Origin of the sequence: Marinobacterium mangrovicola, from assembly GCF_004339595.1 — a bacterium.
Lineage (GTDB): Bacteria > Pseudomonadota > Gammaproteobacteria > Pseudomonadales > Balneatricaceae > Marinobacterium_D > Marinobacterium_D mangrovicola.
Genome location: NZ_SMFU01000008.1, coordinates 70,966 through 92,777, shown reverse-complemented (window position 1 = coordinate 92,777; position 21,812 = coordinate 70,966). Strand labels below are relative to the sequence as shown.

General features: G+C 57.9%; 16 protein-coding genes. 2 read left to right on the top strand and 14 right to left on the bottom strand.

The window, feature by feature from the left end; all coding sequences use genetic code 11:
- Window positions 1-340: 340 nt before the first annotated feature.
- Together CLV83_RS08955 and CLV83_RS08950 are read right to left on the bottom strand one after the other, a co-directional pair.
- Window positions 341-2,473, bottom strand: coding sequence for a TonB-dependent siderophore receptor (locus CLV83_RS08955; RefSeq protein WP_132290734.1), 2,133 nt, complete (start codon window positions 2,471-2,473; stop codon window positions 341-343).
- A 119-nt stretch (window positions 2,474-2,592) separates the two neighbouring features.
- Entirely contained in the window at window positions 2,593-3,570 is a 978-nt protein-coding gene (locus tag CLV83_RS08950) for a helix-turn-helix transcriptional regulator (protein ID WP_132290731.1), read from the bottom strand.
- A gap of 423 nt (window positions 3,571-3,993) precedes the next feature.
- On the opposite strand from CLV83_RS08950, the gene mutS reads away from it, so the two are divergent.
- Entirely contained in the window at window positions 3,994-6,594 is a 2,601-nt protein-coding gene (mutS, locus tag CLV83_RS08945) for a DNA mismatch repair protein MutS (RefSeq protein ID WP_207894824.1), read from the top strand.
- Between the two features lie 63 nt (window positions 6,595-6,657).
- The gene (gene fdxA, locus CLV83_RS08940) at window positions 6,658-6,981 is read left to right on the top strand and encodes a ferredoxin FdxA (RefSeq protein ID WP_132290728.1); all 324 of its coding nucleotides are present in this window, start codon (window positions 6,658-6,660) and stop codon (window positions 6,979-6,981) included.
- A gap of 53 nt (window positions 6,982-7,034) precedes the next feature.
- Here the strand turns inward: fdxA and rpoS are convergent, their stop codons facing one another.
- From rpoS to dnaE, 12 genes are all read right to left on the bottom strand, one after another.
- A complete protein-coding gene (gene rpoS / locus CLV83_RS08935) occupies window positions 7,035-8,066 on the bottom strand; it encodes an RNA polymerase sigma factor RpoS (RefSeq protein ID WP_132290725.1) in 1,032 nt (343 codons plus the stop codon).
- A 42-nt stretch (window positions 8,067-8,108) separates the two neighbouring features.
- Complete coding sequence (locus tag CLV83_RS08930) at window positions 8,109-8,861, bottom strand: peptidoglycan DD-metalloendopeptidase family protein (RefSeq protein ID WP_132290722.1); 753 nt, start codon at window positions 8,859-8,861, stop codon at window positions 8,109-8,111.
- Window positions 8,862-8,939: 78 nt separating this feature from the next.
- Window positions 8,940-9,896, bottom strand: coding sequence for a polyprenyl-phosphate transporter (locus CLV83_RS08925; RefSeq protein ID WP_243642346.1), 957 nt, complete (start codon window positions 9,894-9,896; stop codon window positions 8,940-8,942).
- Window positions 9,893-10,561: a protein-L-isoaspartate(D-aspartate) O-methyltransferase gene (locus tag CLV83_RS08920; RefSeq protein ID WP_481318834.1), complete on the bottom strand. Its 669-nt coding sequence runs from the start codon at window positions 10,559-10,561 to the stop codon at window positions 9,893-9,895. Before CLV83_RS08920 ends, CLV83_RS08925 begins: the two co-directional genes overlap by 4 nt.
- On the bottom strand, window positions 10,558-11,316 hold the full coding sequence (gene surE, locus CLV83_RS08915) for a 5'/3'-nucleotidase SurE (RefSeq protein ID WP_132290719.1): 759 nt from the start codon (window positions 11,314-11,316) through the stop codon (window positions 10,558-10,560). The genes CLV83_RS08920 and surE overlap by 4 nt, the downstream gene beginning before the upstream one ends.
- 77 nt (window positions 11,317-11,393) lie before the next feature.
- The gene (gene truD / locus CLV83_RS08910) at window positions 11,394-12,485 is read right to left on the bottom strand and encodes a tRNA pseudouridine(13) synthase TruD (RefSeq protein ID WP_243642345.1); all 1,092 of its coding nucleotides are present in this window, start codon (window positions 12,483-12,485) and stop codon (window positions 11,394-11,396) included.
- Window positions 12,482-12,778: a cell division protein FtsB gene (gene ftsB, locus CLV83_RS08905; RefSeq protein WP_132290716.1), complete on the bottom strand. Its 297-nt coding sequence runs from the start codon at window positions 12,776-12,778 to the stop codon at window positions 12,482-12,484. Before ftsB ends, truD begins: the two co-directional genes overlap by 4 nt.
- 132 nt (window positions 12,779-12,910) lie before the next feature.
- Entirely contained in the window at window positions 12,911-14,206 is a 1,296-nt protein-coding gene (gene eno, locus CLV83_RS08900; protein WP_132290713.1) for a phosphopyruvate hydratase, read from the bottom strand.
- Window positions 14,207-14,229: 23 nt separating this feature from the next.
- Window positions 14,230-15,873 carry a CTP synthase gene (locus tag CLV83_RS08895; RefSeq protein WP_132290710.1) on the bottom strand — a complete coding sequence of 548 codons (1,644 nt, stop codon included), beginning with the start codon at window positions 15,871-15,873 and terminating at the stop codon, window positions 14,230-14,232.
- A gap of 52 nt (window positions 15,874-15,925) precedes the next feature.
- Window positions 15,926-17,242, bottom strand: coding sequence for a tRNA lysidine(34) synthetase TilS (tilS, locus tag CLV83_RS08890; protein WP_165900270.1), 1,317 nt, complete (start codon window positions 17,240-17,242; stop codon window positions 15,926-15,928).
- Window positions 17,232-18,191 (bottom strand): acetyl-CoA carboxylase carboxyl transferase subunit alpha, encoded by a 960-nt coding sequence (gene accA, locus CLV83_RS08885; RefSeq protein ID WP_132290704.1) that lies wholly within the window; start codon window positions 18,189-18,191, stop codon window positions 17,232-17,234. The genes tilS and accA overlap by 11 nt, the downstream gene beginning before the upstream one ends.
- A gap of 118 nt (window positions 18,192-18,309) precedes the next feature.
- A complete protein-coding gene (dnaE, locus tag CLV83_RS08880; protein ID WP_132290701.1) occupies window positions 18,310-21,810 on the bottom strand; it encodes a DNA polymerase III subunit alpha in 3,501 nt (1,166 codons plus the stop codon).
- Window positions 21,811-21,812: the final 2 nt, after the last annotated feature.

Below are 21,812 nucleotides of genomic sequence, written 5' to 3'. Positions count from 1 at the left end.
GAGCGTCCGGTTCTGGGCATGCCCTGTTCGGGTCAATCACTGTTGGGTTAAAAGTCGTTCGGGTAGTCGCGATCAAAGCCGCCAAACAGCGGTCAATCTTTGCTCACCTAACCTAAGATCTGCTGACTTTACTGCCTCAAGTAAACTTTAGGTCAAGCAGGCTTTTGGTTTTTTATTGCAGACGTTTTTGAATGGGATAGCTGAAGCGCCAGCCAAGGACAGGAAAGCCAAAGCCTGAAACGAAAAAGCCGGCCATCGCTGCAAAGCGAGGCCGGCTGAAGAAAAACCGGGCATTCCCTGGCCCGAAGGCGATGTTGTAAAGGTACGGTTCTGAAGGGGATTATAAATCGTAGCTAAGTGTCGCCATCACGCTGCGTCCTGCGCCGAAGTAGCAGATCGATTCGCTGTAGCAAGCACCGACATACTCCTTGTCAAACAGGTTGTTGACGTTCAGCTGAGCGGAGACGCCATCCAGCCCCACATTGCTGAGATCATATTTCACCAGGGCATCGGTCAGAGTGTAGCTCGGTGCTTCCAGCGTATTGCTTTCATTGACCCAGCTTTCGCCGATGTAGCGCACCCCAAGACCCAGTTTCAGGCTGTTGAGCGAGCCGTCATGAAACTCATAGGCACCCCAGGCAGACGCCATATGCTCCGGTGTCGCCACCGGCGTTTTGCCCTCGGTGCCGGTGGTGGATTTCTGCACTTCCACATCGGTGTAGGTGTAGCTGGCCTGCAGGGTCAGGTTATCGGTCAAACGTGAGAGCGCTTCCAGTTCAACACCGCGGGAACGCACCGAGCCCACCGCCTCGTAGGCATAGGTGGTGCGGTTCATGTTGGCGACGTTATCCTGATCGATCTGGAACAGCGCAACACTGTAGCGATCACCTGAACCGTTGGGCTGGTACTTAAGACCGAACTCGTACTGGCTCGCTTCGGTGGCCTTAATCAGATCACCGTTTTCATCGACGTTGGCGCTGGGGCTGAACGACTCGGAGTAGCTGATATAGGGCGCGACACCGTTATCGAACAGGTACATCAGCGCCGCACGACCGCTGAAGTGTTCATCTTCCAGCTCTTCATCACCCTGTACACCGGTGAGCATGTTGTCGTACTCGTTGCGCACCTCGACCCAGTCATAGCGGCCGCCCAGAGTCAGGCGCCAGCGATCCAGCGCAATCTGATCCTGCAAATAGACGCCGGTCTGCTCCAGCCTGCGCTCGTTATCCTGGTACGGGTTGATCCGGCCTGAAGCACCGTACACCGGATCAAAAGCATCGATCGGCGCGAAGTCGGTGTTGTAGGCCGCATCGTAATCGGAGGTCCAGTAAGCATCGGTGGTGCGATGCTGGTAATCCAGGCCGGTCAACAGCGTATGCCGGGTGGCCCCGGCCTCAAACTCTGCGAGCAGCTGGTTATCGATGGCGAAGGCGTCCAGCTCCTCATCGGCGCCGAAGTAAGTGCGCGGCAGCGTATCACCGACCCAGTAACCCAGGTTATACACCTGGCCATAATCCACCTGGGTATTCACGTAGCGAACGTTCTGACGCGCTGACCAGACATCGTTGAAGCGGTGCTCCAACTGGTAGCCGACCATGGTCTGTTCACGGTCGAACTCTTCGAAGTTCTCTTCGCCGTCGAAAAACTCGTTGGAGATGCGGCGCCCGTTATGATCAAACAGCGTCCCCTCTGCCGGCAGGCCGCCGTAGAATCCACCTTCCGGATCTTTCTGCAGATAGGCCATCAGCGTCAGCGTGGTGGCATCGCTTAGATCCAGCGTTAACGAGGGCGCCAGGCTGTAGTGCTCCTCTTCCACCTTGTCCCACTGGGTATCGGACTGGTACACCCGCCCGACCACACGGTAGGCAGCACTGCCGGACTCGCCGATCGTATCGCCCATATCGAAGCCGAGGCTGGCGGTGCCGTTATTACCTATGCCCGCCTGAATCTGGCGATGCTGTTCAAACAGCGGCTTCTTGCTGGTCAGCGCCACGATACCGCCCGGTGCCGCGCGGCCATAAAGCACCGATGAAGGTCCTTTAACCACCTCGATCCCCTCCAGGAAATAGGGGTCGATCTGCATGATGCTGTAGGTGCCCTTGTCGTTGAGCAGCTTCAGGCCATCGAGATACTGGTTATCGATACTGTCGCTGCCAAAGCCGCGCAGCTTGATCGCGTCGTAACGCCCGGCGGTGGAGCCGTACTGACCGGTGAACACACCTGCGGTGTAGCGAGTGGCTTCCTGCACATTGCGGGCGCCCTGCTCTTCAATCTGCTCCTCGGATACCAGGGAGATCGACTGCGGCGTCTCCACAAAGGGGGTCTCCGTTTTGGTAGCGCCGCGGGTGGTCGTGACCTCCAACATATTCAGAGTGACGGAAGCATCCTGCGTTTCTGCGGCAAACACGACAGGCGAGCTGATACCACCCAGGGCAAGCGCGACTGCGAGGGATATCTTGGAGGGTCGGAACATCAGAGAAACCTCTTCGCTTATTATGTAACTGTAATGCGAATTATTCTCGTTTTTATCCACAAAAAGGTATTAGAGATGACAGGGAATGTATGCGCAATGACAAAAAGTGGGCGGCGGCGTTAGATAAAACCGCGGGGGGAGACTCCGAACTCGCGCCGAAATGCCGTGGCAAAGTTGGTGGCGTGGCGATAACCCGCCCGGTGCGCCGCCTGCTGCACGCTATACCCCTGCTCCAGATAGCGACGCCCCAACTCAAGCCGGCAGCGTCTGAGGTAATCGAATACCGAGACACCATAGACCAGCCGGAATTTACTGCGCAGGCTACTTGCACTCATCGCCGCCTGCTGAGCCAGACCATCCAGGGTGTAGTCACGGGTCGGTTCAAACTCCAGTTGCTGCCGCACCGTCTCCAGCCGCCGGAAATCTCTCTGCCGGGTCGGTGCAGTATCTGCAGGATGATAAGCAAACTCCGGCAGTCCCTGGCCGATCAACTGCAGCGCCAGCCCCTCCAGTACAAGATTGCGCTGTAACTCAGCCACGCTGGGCAGCAAGCACTTATCCAATTGCGCCAGGAGCAGCGACGGCACCGCCCAGGCATGCACGCTGTTTTCGATCGCCTGCAGGAGTGAAGTTAATGAGGGGGTCATGGCGCTGGACTGGCTCACCAACGCGGGATCGAATGCCAGTGTCAGGCTCTTAAGTTGTTGCCCCGCCTGTTGCCGGGCCTCAAGCGCAAACTCGGGGCGCAGCTGCAGACTGAGCGCCTGCCCCGCTATCAACTCACGACTAAGGGCACCGACAGAGAGCTCAACGATCCCCTGCAAGACGATTACGATTAACAGCGGTGCATGCCCACGGGAGGTTGAGCTGTAGGTTTGAAACAGTTCCAGTTCGGACGCGGTAAAACGAAAGCCGGAGGGCAGCGAAACCTCGTCGATCCGACCCTGGGCAATCACTGGGTTCGGCTCGGCCTGAGCGCTAGAGCTGTTTGAGAGGCTCCGATCAGGAAAGCGATAATCGATACCGTACTCCTGCCCAAACTCGAGAAAATCACTCTCCCGGAAAGAGCGTACGGCTTCGAGCGCACCAGGTTGCATAAAACGCCTCATGCCGGAAACCAGCTTCAGTGAACAGAAAGATAAAAGCCGGTCGGGGCCAGAGCCCACCGTCTCAGACAGGACAAGACTCTACAGTAAACAGTTCTCATTTCCAGTGCATAAATAATCGCCAAAACTCGATGGTCCTCCTTTGACCCGTCTAATCTTCGACCAGACCCGCGGAATTCCCGCCGATGCTACCTCAGGGACAAAGGGCCACTGTTCCTTAACAGTGTTATCCACAGCTTTTGTAGATAACTCACAACGAGTTTTCTACTCGCCGTAGAGCGCTCAAGCCCTGGGCTACTGCTGAGGCAGCGGAGCCCCGTCTACCACACAGGACACAACCTGAACCTGTCTTTGCCACAGCGGGTTTGGTACTCTGACGCGCTGCATTGCACCCAACCGCTCCCCGGAAGAATCATGGACACAAGCAAAGTCAAAACAGCCCCCGACACCAAGCACACCCCGATGATGCAGCAGTATTTCAAGATCAAGGCCGAGCACCCTGATCAGCTGCTTTTCTATCGTATGGGTGACTTCTACGAGCTGTTCTATGACGACGCCAAGAAAGCCGCCAAGCTGCTCGATATCTCGCTGACCGCGCGGGGAAAATCAGGCGGTGAGCCTATCCCGATGGCGGGAATTCCCTATCACGCCGCTGAAGCCTATATCGCCAAGATCGTCCGCGCAGGCGAGTCAGTGGTGATCTGTGAACAGGTCGGTGATCCCGCCACCAGCAAGGGGCCGGTGGAGCGCCAGGTAGCGCGTATAGTGACGCCGGGAACGCTGAGCGATGAGGCGCTGCTGGATGAAACCCGAGATAACCTGCTGGCGGCGATCGATGCCCATAACGGCAGCTTCGGTATGGCGCTTGTGGATATCAGCTCGGGCCGTTTCAGTCTGCTGGAGGTGGACTCGGAAGAGGGCCTGCTGGCAGAGCTTGAGCGTCTGCGCCCGGCGGAGATTCTTTACCCTGAGCACTCGGGCCTGAGCAGCGTGCTGGCGAACCGTCGCGGCCTGCGTCCACAGGCGCCCTGGCACTTCGAATTTGATACCGCGCAGCGTCTGCTGTGTCAGCAGTTCAATACCAAGGATCTGAGCGGCTTTGGCTGCGACCACCTGGAACTGGCGATCGGCGCCGCCGGCTGCCTGCTGCAGTATGCGCGCGACACCCAGCGCAGCGCTCTGCCCCATATCCGCCGTATTCAGGTGGAACAGCGTTCGGAGGCGGTACTGCTCGACGCCTCGACGCGACGTAACCTGGAGCTGGATCAGAACCTGGGCGGCGGTACGGAAAACACCCTGGCCTCGGTACTGGACAAAACCCGCACGCCCATGGGCGGACGTCTGCTGCGGCGCTGGCTGCACCGCCCGCTGCGTGATCGCAGCACCCTGCTGGCCCGTCAGAGCGCCATCGGCTGGCTGCGCCAGGGATTTCAGTTTGAGGATATCTCCGACACCCTGCGCTCAGTGGGCGATATGGAACGTATCCTCTCCCGCGTGGCGCTGCGCTCTGCCCGTCCCCGCGACCTGGAACGACTGAAAATGGCCCTGGCCTGCCTGCCAACTTTGCAGCAGCAGTTAGCCACCGACGACGCGCCGCGTATCCATGAGCTGGCCGAACAGATCGGTACCTTCCCGGCGCTTGCTCAGTTGCTGGAGAAAGCCATTATCGAAACACCCCCGATGCTGATCCGCGACGGCGGCGTGATCGCCGAGGGCTACGACGAAGAGCTGGACGAGCTGCGCGGCATCAGCGAGAACGCCGGCGCTTATCTGCTGGAGCTGGAAGCACGCGAGCGCAAACGCACCGATATCAGCACGCTGAAGGTCGGTTATAACCGGGTGCACGGCTACTTCATCGAGGTCAGCAAGGCCCAGGCTGTAGATATGCCCGCGGAATACCAGCGCCGTCAGACGCTGAAAAATGCCGAGCGCTTCATCACCCCTGAACTCAAGGAGTTCGAGGACAAGGCACTGAGTGCTAAGGGCCGCGCCCTGGCCCGCGAGAAACTGCTTTACGAGGCACTGCTGGAAAGCCTGGCCGCCGAGCTCGCGCCGTTGCAGGACTGCGCCTCCGCCCTGTCCGAACTGGATGTACTGCAGAACCTGGCCGAGCGCGCCGAAACCCTGGGCTATCAGGCACCAGCGCTGGTCGAGCATCCCTGTATCGAGATCCGTGAGGGCCGCCATCCGGTGGTCGAAGCGGTACTGGATACACCATTCGTAGCCAACGATCTCGATCTGGATCCGGAACGCCGCATGCTGGTGATTACCGGCCCGAACATGGGCGGTAAATCCACCTACATGCGCCAGGCGGCATTGATCACGCTGCTGGCCCATATCGGCAGTTATGTACCGGCCAGTCAAGCCACCATCGGTATCGTTGATCGGATCTTTACCCGTATGGGCTCATCCGATGATCTGGCCGGCGGGCGTTCCACCTTTATGGTGGAGATGACCGAAACCGCCAACATTCTGCACAACGCCAGCGATCGCAGCCTGGTGCTGATGGATGAGGTGGGCCGCGGTACCAGCACCTTTGATGGTCTGTCACTGGCCTGGTCCGCTGCCGAGTTTCTTGCCCGAGAGGTGCGTGCCTTTACTCTATTCGCCACCCACTACTTCGAACTGACCGCCCTGCCCGATCAGTGCGAAGGGGTCAGCAATGTGCATCTGACCGCCGTTGAACACAACGACCATATCGTCTTTATGCATGAGGTCCAGGCCGGTCCCGCCAGCCAGAGTTACGGTCTTCAGGTCGCTCAGCTGGCCGGCGTGCCGCCCCATGTGATCAGCCAGGCTCGGGAAAAACTGGTTCAGCTTGAGCAGGATTCCCGCGCTGCCGATCTGCGGCCGGTGCCGACCAACGCACCGAAAGAAAGCCCGATCCAGAACGATCTGTTTATCGCGCCGGTACCCTCAGAAGTGGAGCAGAAGCTGGAAGCGATCGATCCTGATGAGCTGACCCCGCGTGCAGCGCTGGACCTGCTCTATGAGCTGAAAAAACTGGCGCGCTAAGCCTCCAGTAGAAGCAGGGCTGACTATACTGCCTTCAAACCGCCGCTACAGGGAGTCTTTACGATGACGTATGTCGTAACCGAGAACTGCATCCGCTGCAAATACACCGATTGTGTCGATGTCTGCCCGGTTGACTGTTTCTACGAGGGAGCCAATTTTCTGGTCATCCATCCGGATGAGTGTATCGACTGCGGTCTCTGTGAACCGGAATGCCCGGCCGAGGCGATACTCTCGGAAGATGATCTGAACGACGCACAGCAACCCTACGTGGAGCTGAACGCGGAGCTCGCCGAAGTCTGGCCCAATATCAACGAGCGCAAGGCGCCCCTGGACGATGCGGAAGAGTGGAACGGGGTTGAAGACAAACTGAAATATCTGCAGCGTTAGCAACTGTCAGACACAGAAAAGGGGCCAGATGGCCCCTTTTCTGTGGGCGGAGATCACTGCAATAGATCTTCGCCCGAAAGACCGTTTTTCTCCACGATCTCTCTGAGTTTACGCAGTGCCTCTACCTGGATCTGGCGCACACGCTCGCGGGTGAGACCGATCTCGCGTCCCACCTGTTCCAGCGTGGACATCTCATGTCCGCGTAATCCGAAACGACGGGATAGCACATCGGCGTGCTTCTCCGGCAACATATCCAGCCATTTGTTCAGGTTACCGCTGATATTGGTGTTCTGCAGCAGTGTTTCCGGATCCCCGGAGACCTGGTCGGCGATAGTATCGAGCAACGATTTATCACTGCTGCCACCCACCGGCGTATCCACTGAACCGATGCGCTCATTCAGGCCCAGCATCCGCTCCACATCCTCTACCGGCTTATCGACCAGTTGGGCGATCTCTTCGGCTGAGGGCTCGTGGTCCAGCTTCTGCGCCAGCTCACGCGAGGCTCGCAGATAGACATTGAGCTCCTTGACCACATGGATCGGCAAGCGAATCGTTCGGGTCTGGTTCATGATCGCCCGTTCGATGGTCTGACGAATCCACCAGGTGGCATAGGTCGAGAAGCGGAAACCGCGTTCGGGATCGAATTTTTCCACCGCCCTGATCAGGCCGAGGTTACCCTCTTCGATCAGGTCGAGCAGAGAGAGGCCGCGATTGATATAACGCCTGGCGATTTTCACCACCAACCGGAGATTGCTCTCAATCATTCGCTTGCGGGAGGCTTCATCCCCCTTCAGAGCCCTGCGTGAGAAGTAAACTTCCTCTTCCGCAGTCAACAAAGGTGAAAAGCCGATTTCGTTCAGGTATAGCTGAGTGGCATCCAGGGTCTTGGCATTCACCAGATCCTTATGCGCCATACTTCCTCGACCACGGCCACTGTTGATGAAGTCAGGTACTTCGTTCGAGTCATCCGAATCGCTGGTATCGGGCTCGTCCGCCTGGTTCATCTCCATCTCGTCGTCGGTATCCACATCTTGATCTGGACCCGAATTCAAGGTGTCGTAGTCCTTGGTTCCGACTGTTACCATCTGATTTCCCCCATGCATCTAGCATTGACGCTATCTGACTTATTATTGTTTTTTGGGCAGATACTGCAGCGGATTTACAGGCTTACCGTCACGCCTGATCTCGAAATGGAGCATCGGACGATTGGCACCAGTATTTCCAAGCTCGGCAATCTTATCGCCGACCTTCACACTATCACTTTCCTTGACCAGGATGCGACTGTTATGTGCATAAGCACTTAAGTACTGGCGGTTATGGTTGAGGATAACCAGATTCCCGTATCCCAGAAGTCCGCTGCCTGCATACACCACCGTGCCGGAGGCCGCCGCATAGACGGGATCACCGGTATTGCCTGCCAGATCTATCCCCTTATTGGGACTGGAGCCAGAGGAATAGCCGCCGATCAATTTACCCTGGGTAGGCCAACGCCACTGAATATCGCTGGATGACACCGCGGGTGCCGGCATCGGCTTGGCGGTACTCTTTGGCCGACTGGCAGTCGAAGGAGTTTGAGCCGGGGGAGAGCTTTTGGTTCCACTCGGACGCGGGCTGGAAGCAACCGCCTGGCCCTTCAAGCGCAGCTTCTGGCCTGGATATATAAGATAACGGCTGTCGATACCATTGAGGCGAGCGACGGATTTGAAATCGAGACCGTAGCGCCAGGCGATGGAATAGAGGGTATCACCACGGCTGACGGTATAGGTGGAAGGCACTGGGCCGTTGTAGCGGCTGCCAAGCGATTGCTCGGTGACCGGGGCATAACCACCAGAGCAGGCAGCAAGAGCGCATGCAGCAAGTACAACTACCCAGATCTGCATATTGCGCTTCACACTCCGCACCCAACCTCCTTGCTGTTGTTGCTACTCTGAGCGACTCATCTGAGCTACCAGCCCGGGCTAGTGCCCCGAGCTGCCGCCCGTATTTCTATCCAGTACCAATACCAGCACCACGCCTACCAGCATCAATGCCAACGCCGGCCAAAGCTGCGCCGGCAGACCTGTCAGCTCGTTAAAGGCCGACGGAAAGACATTACGCTGCAGCAGCGGGACCGCTTCACCATGGCGATCGAGGGTGTAGGAGAGGGTATACTTCCATGGCCAGACCTTGTTCAACGAGCCCAGCATAAACCCGCCCAACAACGCCAGAATCATGCGCCGATGATGGTGGAAGGCCCAGCTTAGCAGGCGTGAAAAGCTAATCAAGCCGATCACACAACCGCCCACAAAAAGCGCCAGCGAGACAAACTCGAAACCTTTTACTGCAGCCAGTATTGGCGCGTACATCCCCAGCAAAAGCAGAATAAAACTTCCGGATATGCCGGGCAGAATCATGGCGCAGATCGCCAGCATGCCTGAGCCAAACAGGGTCCAGGGCGTGACACTAACCGTACCGGGCACCATAGAGGTGATCACGTAAGCGACCAGCGCACCCAGCAGGAAGGTCAGATTAGAGTTCAGGTTCCAGCCTTTCACATGCCGCACCAGACTCCAGACAGACGCGAGTATGAGGCCGAAAAAGAATGACCAGAGCAATACCGGCTGATTATCCAGCAGATAGAGCACCACCCGCGCCAGGGTCACCAGACTGATGATGATGCCGGAAAGCAACGTGACCAGGAAAGTACCGTTGATATGGCGCCAGCAGGCTCCGATCCCCTGGCTAAACAGAATCCGCAGCGCCTGCAGATCACAGCGGCGGATGCTTTCGATAAGTTCTTCGTAGATCCCGGTAATAAATGCGATGGTGCCGCCGGAAACGCCCGGCACGGCATCGGCCGCGCCCATCATCATGCCCTTGCCGGCCAGCTTCAGATAATCCCTTGCGCTGCGCACGCGTACACCTTCCTGATTCAACGCACGGTCCCCGCCAGCAGCGGCACAAAACGAACGGCTTCGAGCTCTTCGCGCTCAAAGGTTTCCTCTCCGGTACGACGGATGCGCATCAATATCTGACCCTCCCCGTCACCCACCGGCAATACCATCACGCCGCCGATAGTCAGCTGCTCTAGCAGCTCTTCGGGGACTTTTTCCGGCGCTGCCGTGACCAGAATGCCATCGAAGGGGCCTCTGTCGGGCCAACCCATACCACCATCGGTATGACGCAGCATCACGTTATGCAGACGCAATTGCTGAATCCGTTTGCGCGCCTTCTCCTGTAGCGGGCGGATACGTTCCACGCTGTACACCTGGCCCACCAGCTGAGCCAGTATCGCGGTTTGATAGCCGGACCCTGTGCCCACTTCCAGCACATTCTGCCGTGGTCCGTCCTCTAACAGCAGTTCGGTCATTCTGGCGACGATGTAGGGCTGGGAGATGGTCTGGTTAAAACCGATGGGAAGAGAGCTGTCTTCGTAGGCGCGATGCGACAGCGCCTCGTCAATAAAGATATGTCTTGGGGTGTCACGCACCACCGTCAGTACTTTGTCGTTTTCTATACCCTGTTCACGTAATCGCGTTACCAGGCGGTCCCGAGTCCTTCGGGAGGTCATCCCTATGCCCTGAAACAGAACGTCGTTCAATTCATCTCCTCCAGCCAGAGCGCCAGGTTATCCATACCCGAATAATGCGTCATATCGATCTGCAGTGGCGTGATCGACACATAGCCCTCGGCAACCGCGTAGAAATCGGTGCCGGGACCGCTGTCCGCCGGCTCGCCGGTGCCGGCGATCCAGTAACGTGTACGCCCACGGGGGTCCTGGGTCTGCACCGGTGCCTCACCGGCAAAACGATGCCCAAGGCGGGTCACGTGAATCCCCTTGATCTGATCCAGTGGCAGATCCGGCACATTGACATTCAGTACGGTACGCGGCGCCAGCACCAAAGACTCAAGCCGCTGTAGCAGCTCGCGCACAATCTCGGCAGCGGTTTCAAAATGCTTGGGATGAAAGCTGCACAGCGAGACCGCGATCGCAGGTAGGGAGCAGTTGCGCCCCTCCATGGCCGCCGCTACCGTGCCCGAATAAATAACATCATCGCCCAGGTTAGCGCCGGCATTGATACCGGAGACCACCACATCGGGTTTACGCTCTGCACTGAAAAGACCGGAGACACCCAGGTGAACACAATCAGTGGGCGTACCGTTGATACTGATAAATCCTGAATCGTGCGTATGCGCTTCCAGCGGCCGGTCCAGCGTCAGTGAGTTACTGGCGCCGCTACGGTTACGATCCGGTGCGACCACGCAAACCGATTTGGCGTCTTTCTGCAGAGCCTTGGCCAAAGCTGCAAGGCCCGGCGCGTAAACGCCATCATCGTTAGAAATCAAAATATGCATCGGGTGGGAATACTCCGCCGGGCCTTCTCTGTGCCCTGTATCCAATCAAACTGCTGTCAAAGATTCGTATTTAAAACTTACTGCCCGGCGCCACTCTGAGGTGTTTGCCAGTTGCATAATTCACGCAGTACGCTGGTTGCAAAGGAGCCAGCGGGCAGATCAAAACTCAGTCGCCATTGTCCGTCACTCTCACGCTCTATCGCAAGCGACTCCGGTACCAGGCGTAGCGAGCGTCTTTCCTGCTTCAGCCCCAACTGCTCCAGCTGTTCACAGACGGTCGACTCCGTGCCGTAAACATCCTGTTCGAACTCGCGGGCGGCGGCTTCGGTCATTAGCTCACCCCGACCCCACAAGGGCCCCGTCAAGTTAAGCTCGCCGCCGTGCAGGCGCTCGGCCATTGACGCGTCCGCGCTATCATAGCGGAAACAGCTTTGCGAACCATTGATCATCAGCACATCGCCTTCTATCAATGTATCCCAAAGACCTCTTTCGATCCGCTCAGAAATCAGCCGGTTAAACAACCAGGAACGCACCGCCGAGATATAGAGCCCCTTTTTGTGCCGCTGCCGCTCTTTGAAGCGACCGGCAATCAGCGCCAGGCCTTTCTCGATATTACCGAAATCATGACCAAAGCGCTGCTCACCAAAATAGTTAGGCACGCCCTGGGCCAACAGCGCAAAGCGGCGCTCCAGTTCAGCACCGTCGGATACATCACGCAGACGCAGCTCGAAACGGTTACCCTGTAATGAACCAAGACGCAGTTTGCGGCCATGTTTTTCAGCCCGCAGCACCTCAATGCTATCACCACCGAACAGCTTCCAGTTCAGGCTGGCCCGATGCCCGGGCATATGTACACAGAACCATTGCTCGGTCACCGCGTGACGGTCTTTTTTACCGGCGTAACTCACATCCCGGGGGCTCACCTGGCAGAAGTTTGCCAGCTGACGCGCCACCCAGTCGGTATTCTCACCGGTCTTACGGATATAGAGGAACTGGTGCTCCCCCTCGCCATCCGGCTCGAAACCCAGGTTTTCAACCACGCGGAAATCTTCCGGCTCGGCCCTGAGGGTCGCACTGACGCCGGGTTCGCCATGGAGCCACACGGGGGTGTCCCGCCAGCGAGGCGTTTCAGTGTCCTGACCGGCCGGTGTAGTTTGATAGTCGCTCAACGTTTGCTCTTCTCCTGCTCAGGCTCGATCAGCTGGAAAAAGGTCTCCCCTTCCCGGATCATGCCCAGCTCGCTGCGCGCACGCTCTTCCAGCGCCGCCAGCCCTTTTTTCAGATCCTGCACCTCGGCTTCGAGCCTTGTATTCCGCTCAACCAGGCGCGCATTTTCAAGCCGCTGCTGCTCGATCTGATCCTCGAGTTGCCAGACCTGGCGCAGGTTGGCCTCACCGAACCAGAGCCGGTACTGCAAACCCGCGAACATCAGCAGCAAAATTAACAAAAGCCAGCGGTACACAAACGCCTCTCTACGCTTTTTCTTGCCGGAGCGCACACTAAACAGGCTCAGCGCCCGGCTAAACCTGTCCTATCCTACCTAAGGTGCAAAAAAAAGGGGCCTTTTCAGCCCCCTTTCCTTAAGACCGGGCGATCAGCCCTGGCCTTTGATCTCTTTCAGACCGTTGTAAACCGCGCCCGCGCCCAGCTCCTCAGCAATGCGCAGCAGACGGTTGTACTTGGCAACGCGATCAGAACGGCACAGTGAACCGGTCTTGATCTGCCCTGCAGCGGTACCCACGGCCAGATCGGCGATGGTGGTATCTTCGGTTTCACCGGAACGGTGAGAGATCACCGCGGTGTAACCGGCATCCTTGGCCATCTTGATCGCGTCCAGAGTCTCGCTCAGAGAGCCGATCTGGTTGAACTTGATCAGGATGGAGTTGGCGATGCTCTTATCGATACCTTCCTTCAGGATCTTGGTGTTGGTTACAAACAGGTCGTCGCCGACCAGCTGTACCTTGTCCCCGATCTTCTGGGTCAGCGCAGCCCAGCCGTTCCAGTCAGACTCATCCATACCGTCTTCGATGGAGACGATCGGGTAGTTACGGGTCAGCTCGGCCAGGTACTCAGCGAAACCTTCGGCGTCGAACGCCTTGCCTTCACCGGAGAGGTCATACTTGCCATCTTTGTAGAATTCGGAAGAGGCGCAGTCCAGGGCCAGGGTTACGTCTTTGCCCAGCTCATAGCCGGCTGCAGCGATCGCTTCCTTGATAATCACCAGAGCTTCTTCGTTGGAACCCAGGTTCGGTGCAAAGCCACCTTCGTCACCCACAGCGGTGTTCAGGCCTTTGCTCTGCAGAACCTTCTTCAGCGCGTGGAAGATCTCGGCGCCGCAACGCAGGGCATCAGCGAAGTTGGTAAAGCCTACCGGCTGTACCATGAACTCCTGGATATCAACGTTGTTGTCTGCATGCTCACCACCGTTGAGGATGTTCATCATCGGTACCGGCATGGAGAACTGGCCGCTAGTGCCGTTCAGCTCAGCGATATGAGCGTACAGCGGAATACCTTTTTCGGTTGCTGCCGCTTTGGCTGCAGCCAGGGAAACCGCCAGAATAGCGTTGGCACCCAGGGTAGCCTTGTTATCAGTGCCATCCAGCTCGAGCATTTTGTTGTCGAGAGCACGCTGGTCAGCCGCGTCCATACCAACCAGTGCTTCGCGGATGGTGCCGTTTACGGCAGCCACGGCTTTCTGAACGCCCTTGCCCAGGTAACGGGACTTGTCGCCGTCGCGCAGTTCCAGCGCCTCGCGGGAACCGGTGGAAGCACCCGAAGGAGCGCAGGCACTACCAACAACACCGGAAGCCAGGATTACGTCGGCTTCAACAGTGGGGTTACCGCGGGAATCGAGTACTTCGCGCGCTTTAATATCAGCGATCTGAGCCATTCTAATTTTCTCCGTTATTTAGCTTATTCAGTTTCAGCCTGCTGCGCCTGACGCTCAAGCGCGGCTTTAATAAAGCCGGTAAACAATCCATGGCCGTCACGCGGCGTGGAGGTGAATTCCGGGTGGAACTGACAGGCTACGAACCAGGGATGATCGGGTACTTCGACCACTTCCACCAGTTCTCCATCCTCAGAACGGCCGGAGATAAGCAGACCCGCTTCTTCCAGACGCTGAGTGTAGTTGTTGTTGAATTCGTAGCGGTGACGGTGGCGTTCCTTGATATCGATACGACCGTAAGCGTCAGCGACCTTGGAACCCGGCTTGAGGTGGCAGATCTGTGCGCCAAGACGCATGGTGCCGCCCAGGTCAGACTCTTCGGTACGCTGTTCAACTTCACCGCTGGCATCGGTCCACTCGGTGATCAGACCGATAACCGGATGCTCGCTTTCGATATCGAACTCGGTGGAATTGGCGTTGCTCAGCTGCGCCACGTGGCGCGCGAACTCAATCACCGCAACCTGCATACCCAGGCAGATGCCCAGATAAGGGATCTTGTTTTCACGGGCATAGCGCACAGCGCTGATCTTGCCCTCGACACCGCGCTCACCGAACCCACCCGGTACCAGAATCGCGCTGACATCCTTGAGGATCTCGGCACCTTCACGCTCAACGCGCTCGGAGTCGATATACTCGATGCGTACTTTCTTACGCAGGGTGATGCCGGCGTGGGTGATCGCTTCGATCAGCGACTTGTAGGCATCGAGCAGCTCCATGTACTTACCGACCATGGCGATGCGTACTTCACCTTCCGGGTTAAGGAAGGCATCGGCCACACGATCCCACTCACGCAGATCAGCCGCCGGGCAGCCGGCCAGACGGAAGCGGTCGATAACGATATCGTCCAGCCCCTGCTCGCTGAGCATCCGCGGAATATTGTAGATAGACTCGGCATCCGGCAGGGAAACCACGGCACGCTCTTCCACGTTAGTGAACATGGAAAGCTTACGACGTGAGGATTCCGGGATCGGCTGTTCGGAACGGCAGATCAGGATATCCGGCTGGATACCGATGGAGCGAAGTTCCTTGACCGAGTGCTGTGACGGCTTGGTCTTGGTTTCGCCCGCTGTAGCGATGTAAGGCACCAGCGTCAGGTGCATGAACAGCGCACGGTTGGAGCCCAGCTCAACTTTCAACTGACGTACCGCTTCCAGGAACGGCAGGGATTCGATATCACCCACGGTACCGCCGATCTCAACCAGCGCCACGTCGGCATCGCCTGCACCTTCGATCACACGACGTTTGATCTCGTCAGTGATGTGCGGGATCACCTGTACGGTTCCACCCAAGTAGTCGCCACGACGCTCTTTACGCAGCACATGCTGGTATACGCGGCCAGTGGTGAAGTTGTTGCGCTTGGTCATCGTCGTGCGAATAAAGCGCTCATAGTGACCCAGATCCAGGTCGGTCTCGGCGCCGTCTTCGGTAACGAATACTTCACCATGCTGGAAAGGGCTCATCGTGCCCGGGTCCACGTTGATATACGGGTCCAGCTTGAGCATTGTGACTTTGAGGCCACGCGCCTCAAGAATAGCCGCCAGAGAAGCAGATGCGATGCCTTTGCCCAATGAGGACACAACACCGCCGGTGACGAAAATATAACGCGTCATGCGGAACCTGTCAGATCGAAAGTTAGGAGGGAAAAACGTACTCAAGATGGGGTTACAGTCTACCAAAGCAGACCCCTTCAGACAAACCCGAAGGTCGCCATGAAGGGATCAAGCCGCCCGTTGTCACCACCTCTTCACAAAGGCAGATGCCGGGCACGGCAACCAACTGGTCGCCACGATAGAGAATTGGCCAGCCCGGCCGCAGCCAAGGTGGCACTCCCGCCTCCTGCAGGAGCTGTTTCAGACTGACCGAACCGCCGCGTCCCAGCGGCCTCAGCCGCTCGCCACCGCGCCGGTAATCCAGTCTCAACGTCTCGCCTTCAGCCAGCCCAACCCCATTGGCGGGATGAAATTCGATAACGCCCTGTGCCAGCACTACCGAGCCATGCGCAGTGCAGTTTAGGTCAAACGGTTCCGACCGTGGCGCCAGCGCCTCAGTCAAAAACAGCTGGCCTCGATAACGTCGAAGCTCGAAACCGCCCAAACGAAGCAGCGGGGTACGATCTTCACCAGCGGCGATCACCGACTGTTCGACCTCAAGCAACTCGTCCTGGGACAACCTGTCACCTGTGCAGGTAAACACCCAGTGGCGGATCAGATTACGCTGCCTCGGCAGCGAGAGCTGCTGCAACGCGGCCAGGGGCAAACACTCGGCTACTGTTTGCATCGCGGCCAGATCACCGGCTGCTATTTCATCGAGCAACTGATCGGTTTCAGCGAGTTGGGCCGTTGTCGCCACCAGCCTCTCTAACACGGCGGGTTTTCGCTGCTTCAGCGGAGCCAGTATCCGCTGCCGAATCCAGTTGCGATCGTAACGGTCGCTGGCGTTACTGGGATCTTCCACCCATTCAATCTGTTCCTGCCGCGCCCAGGCTTCCAACACCGCGCGCGGCTGATCCATTAACGGACGATACAGCTGCCCCTGGCCCACCGGACGCTGCCAGGGCATGCCCGACAGTCCGCGCACACCGGCACCGCGCAGCAGTCTTAGCAGAAAGGTTTCGGCCTGATCATCCGCATGCTGCGCGAGCAGCAGCCAGTCCCCAGGCTTGAGCACAGATTCGAATGCCCGGTAACGGGCATCACGCAGCTCCGCCTCGGAGCCGCTTCCCGGATCCACCGACAATGAAGTAAACGCAACACCGAGGCGCTGACACTCGCTGGCACACCAGTCTTGCCAGGCGCCGGCATCAGCCTGAAGTTGATGATTGATATGCAGCGCGAGCAGTTTTTCCCGCGGCAGGGTTCTGGCGCAGAGCTCCAGCAGTACCCTGGAATCAACACCGCCGCTGAGTGCGATCACCCAGCGGCGGCTGTCGGGCAGGCGCTCCAGGCGCCCAAGCAGGAGCTCAGCGAGATCAGTCGACAATGCGCCCGTAGTCCCTGAGGCGTGCATAGCGGCGATCAAGCAGATCATCGATCGACATGCCCTGCATGCGATCCAGCGTTTCTACCAGCACCTGCTGCAGGTTCGCCGCCATCAACGCAGGATCACGATGTGCGCCGCCCAACGGCTCGGAGATTACACGGTCAACCAGGCCCAGCTCGTGCAGGCGCTCAGAGGTGATACCCATCGCCTTGGCAGCATCGGAGGCACGCTCGGCACTCTTCCACAGGATAGACGCACAACCTTCCGGCGAGATAACGGAGTAGGTGCTGTACTGCAGCATCAGCAGCTCGTCACAAACACCGATCGCCAGCGCACCACCGGAGCCACCCTCACCGATAACGGTGGAAATGATCGGCGTACGCAGGTGCGACATTTTCGCCAGGTTATAGGCGATCGCTTCCGACTGGCCGCGTTCTTCGGCGTCGATGCCCGGGTAAGCCCCCGGTGTATCGATAAAGGTCAGCACCGGCAGGTTGAAACGCTCTGCCATCTCCATCAGGCGTAGCGCCTTGCGGTAGCCTTCAGGACGCGGCATACCGAAGTTACGCTTCACCTTCTCTTTCACTTCGCGGCCCTTCTGGTGGCCCACGATCATCACCGGCTTGTCATCCAGACGAGCGATACCACCGACCAGCGCCTGATCATCGGAGAAATGACGGTCACCGTGGATCTCTTCAAACTCTTCGAAGGCGTGCTTCACGTAGTCGAAGGTGTACGGACGCTTGGGGTGACGCGCCAGCTGGGAGATCTGCCAGGCGGTCAGGTCAGAGAAAATACTCTGCGTCAGGCTGCGGCTTTTGTCCTGCAACCGTCCGATTTCATCGGCCAGATTGAGATCTTCATTGTCTTCACCGACGAGGCGCAGCTCGTTGATTTTTGCTTCCAGCTCGGCGATCGGCTGTTCGAAATCCAGATAGTTAGGATTCATGCGCGTCTGCTTCTGCTCTTTTAGTGTGTTAAACGGCGCCCATAGAGGCCTGCCGAAATAGGGAGATTCTACCGGGAGAGGGTCATAGACTCCACCCCGGTTCCGGGTACCTTAGCGTTCAGCGGTCAAAGCGCAGTTGGACCTGCTCGTTACCGAACTGTTCCTTCAACGCGATGATCAGATCATCGCTGGCCCGTACCCGCCAGTTGTCACCGAAACAGAGCGGGCCTTCAGCATCTTCCCGCCGGTAGTTCAGTATCACTGGCAGCCCACCATCCTGGGTGCGTTCACGTCCGAGCGTCTCGGCAAGGCTCTTAAGTGTCTGGCGCTTGATCTGGTCATGACGGCAGCTGACCTCCACATGACTGGCATACATGGAGCGCGCATCGGCCATGCCGTAGACCTTGTTACCGCGCACCTTCAAGCCACCATTGTAGTCATCGTTAGCGACCTCGCCCTCGATGATCAGCACTGCATCCTTGGCGATCTTGTTGCGCGCGGCATCATAGGCATCACCAAAGAGGGTGACATCCATACGGGCGCTGCGATCGTCCAGGGTCACAAAACAGAGCGTGGCGCCCTTTTTGGTTTTCTTCATGCGCATATCGACCACCAGACCGGCCATCTTCTGCGCCTGCCCCCGGGCCGGCTGCAGATCGACCAGTTTTTTGCGCACAAAATGCCTGAGCTCCGCTTCATACTCATCGATGGGATGCCCAGTGACGTAGAGCCCCAGGGTATCCTTTTCGCCAGTGAGTCGTTCCTTGTCGCTCCACTCACGGGCGTCGCGATAATTCTCGTAAGGATCGCTCTCTTCCTGGGCTTCCATCTCGCCAAACAGGTCGAACATGCCGGCGCTCTGGTTCTGCTCCTCCTGGTCCGCCGACTTCAGCGCCGCCGGTATCGCCTGCCAGAGCACAGCACGGGTTGCGCCCAGGCTGTCCAGCGCACCACAGCGCACCAGCGCTTCAAGCACACGTTTGTTCAGGCGTTTACTGCCAACACGCTTACAGAAGTCGAACAGATCGGTGAACACGCCGCCGTCGGCACGGGCCTTAACGATGGCATCGACCGGGCCCTCACCGACGCCCTTAATGGCGCCGAGACCGTAGATCACTTCGTTTTTGTCATTAACGGTGAACTTGTACTCGCCATCGTTAACATCGGGCAGACGCACGGTCAGCCCCATCTGGCGGCACTCCTCAATGAAGATCACCACCTTCTCGGTGGTCTGCATATCAGAGGACATCACCGCCGCCATAAACGGCGCCGGGTAGTGCTGTTTCAGCCAGGCGGTCTGATAGGAGACCAGCGCATAGGCCGCAGAGTGCGACTTGTTAAAGCCGTAACCGGCGAATTTTTCCACCAGGTCGAAGATGTTGCCGGCCAGGCCTTTATCTATCCCCTGGGTTTCGCAACCCTCCAGGAAGATGGCGCGCTGCTTGGCCATCTCTTCCGGCTTTTTCTTACCCATGGCTCGACGCAGCATATCCGCGCCGCCGAGGGTATAGCCCGCCATCACCTGGGCGATCTGCATAACCTGTTCCTGGTACAGGATGATGCCGTAGGTGGGTTCAAGCACAGGTTGCAGGGAATCGAGCTGATAGTCCGGGTGTGGCCAGGCCAGTTCGGCGCGGCCATGCTTACGGTTGATGAAGTCATCCACCATGCCGGACTGCAGCGGGCCCGGACGGAACAGGGCCACAAGGGCGATAATATCCTCGAAGCGCGACGGCTGCAGGCGGCGGATCAGATCCTTCATACCGCTGGATTCGAGCTGGAATACCGCGGTTGTCTGTGCACTCTGCAGCAGTTTGAAGGTTTCCGGATCCTCCAGATCGATCCCTTCGATCTCCAGGTTATCCTCACCGCGGCGCTTACGCTGATCGTTAATAATCTCCAGCGCCCAATCGATGATGGTAAGCGTTCGCAGACCCAGGAAGTCGAACTTAACCAGGCCCGCCTCTTCCACATCGTTCTTATCGAACTGGGTCACCAGGCCGTGACCCTCTTCGTCACAATAGGTCGCGGCGAAGTCGGTGAGCTTGGTCGGTGCGATAACCACACCACCGGCGTGCTTGCCGACGTTACGGGTAACGCCCTCAAGCTTGTACGCCATCTCCATGATCTCCTGTGCTTCTTCGCTGGACTCAACGAATTCGCGCAACTGCTCTTCCTGCTCCCAGGCCTTGGAGAGGGTCATACCCACTTCAAACGGGATCAGCTTGGAGAGACGGTCCGCCAGACCGAACGGTTTGCCCTGCACTCGGGCCACGTCACGCACCACCGCCTTGGCCGCCATGGTGCCGTAGGTGATGATCTGGGACACCGCATCACGGCCATACTTGCCGGCCACGTAGTCGATAACCCGGTCGCGGTTATCCATGCAGAAGTCGATATCGAAGTCAGGCATGGAGACACGTTCCGGGTTAAGGAAACGTTCGAACAGCAGATCGTATTCCAGCGGATCCAGGTCGGTGATCTTCAGCGCGTACGCCACCAGGGAACCGGCACCCGAGCCTCGTCCCGGCCCTACCGGAATACCGTTGTCTTTACCCCACTTGATGAAGTCCATCACGATGAGGAAGTAGCCGGGGAAACCCATCTGAATGATGATGTCGAGCTCAAACTTCAGCCGCGCATCGTAGGGTTTACGGATCTCGGCGAACTCAGGAGAGCTGGTGTCATAGAGAAATTCGAGGCGTTCTTCCAGCCCCTGGCGCGAGCGGTAACGGAAGTAGTCGTCCATCAGGATCCCTTCCGGGATCGGATAACGCGGCAGATAGTAGGTGCCGAGCTCTATCTCGATATTACAACGGCGGGCGATCTCGACCGTGTTGGCCAGGGCGCTGGGAATATCGGAGAACAGCTCCGTCATCTCTTCCGGGGTGCGGAAATACTGCTGATCGGAGTAATTGCGCGGCCGGGTGGGGTCTTCCAGAGCGCGGCTCATGTTGATACAGACTCGCGCCTCGTGGGCTTCAAAATCCGCCGCGTTGATGAACATCACTTCGTTCGTAGCCACCAGCGGACAGCCGGTTTCACGGGCAAGAGCAACACTGCCGTGCACCAGTGTTTCATCACCCGTGCGTCCGGTGCGCTGGATCTCCAGGTAGAAGCTGTCCGGGAATATATCCATCCACTCGCGCACTATATCCGCAGCATCACTGCTTTCAGACAGGACAGCACGACCCACTTCACCCAGACGGGATCCAGAAAGCGCAATAAGCCCCGCGGATTTCTCCCTGACCCACTCACGTTTGACCAGCGCACGGTCAGCAACGATACCCTGCCCCTTTTCATAGGCCAGGGAAACCAGCTCCATCAGGTTGCGGTAACCTTCACCGTTACGCACCAACAGCGTGATCCGGTAAGGATCGCTCTCGGGTTCCTGCTCGTTCTCAACCCAGAGATCAACACCGATAATCGGCTTGATACCGGCGCCAAGAGCCGCCTTGTAGAACTTAACCAGCGCAAACATGTTGGTCTGATCGGTCATGCCGACAGCGGGCATTCCGGCCTCTGCGGCTGCCTTGACCAGCTCTTTTATGCGAACCAGACCATCGAACAGGGAATATTCGGTATGCACCCTCAGGTGAATGAAGTTGGCTGCAGACATCT

What these genes read in the sequence shown, in the direction of transcription:
- CLV83_RS08955 (WP_132290734.1), bottom strand. Translation starts at nt 2,473, where the DNA reads ATGTTCCGACCCTCCAAGATATCCCTCGCAGTCGCGCTTGCCCTGGGT.
- CLV83_RS08950 (WP_132290731.1), bottom strand. Translation starts at nt 3,570, where the DNA reads ATGCAACCTGGTGCGCTCGAAGCCGTACGCTCTTTCCGGGAGAGTGAT.
- mutS (WP_207894824.1), top strand. Translation starts at nt 3,994, where the DNA reads ATGGACACAAGCAAAGTCAAAACAGCCCCCGACACCAAGCACACCCCG.
- fdxA (WP_132290728.1), top strand. Translation starts at nt 6,658, where the DNA reads ATGACGTATGTCGTAACCGAGAACTGCATCCGCTGCAAATACACCGAT.
- rpoS (WP_132290725.1), bottom strand. Translation starts at nt 8,066, where the DNA reads ATGGTAACAGTCGGAACCAAGGACTACGACACCTTGAATTCGGGTCCA.
- CLV83_RS08930 (WP_132290722.1), bottom strand. Translation starts at nt 8,861, where the DNA reads ATGCAGATCTGGGTAGTTGTACTTGCTGCATGCGCTCTTGCTGCCTGC.
- surE (WP_132290719.1), bottom strand. Translation starts at nt 11,316, where the DNA reads ATGCATATTTTGATTTCTAACGATGATGGCGTTTACGCGCCGGGCCTT.
- eno (WP_132290713.1), bottom strand. Translation starts at nt 14,206, where the DNA reads ATGGCTCAGATCGCTGATATTAAAGCGCGCGAAGTACTCGATTCCCGC.
- CLV83_RS08895 (WP_132290710.1), bottom strand. Translation starts at nt 15,873, where the DNA reads ATGACGCGTTATATTTTCGTCACCGGCGGTGTTGTGTCCTCATTGGGC.
- accA (WP_132290704.1), bottom strand. Translation starts at nt 18,191, where the DNA reads ATGAATCCTAACTATCTGGATTTCGAACAGCCGATCGCCGAGCTGGAA.
- dnaE (WP_132290701.1), bottom strand. Translation starts at nt 21,810, where the DNA reads ATGTCTGCAGCCAACTTCATTCACCTGAGGGTGCATACCGAATATTCC.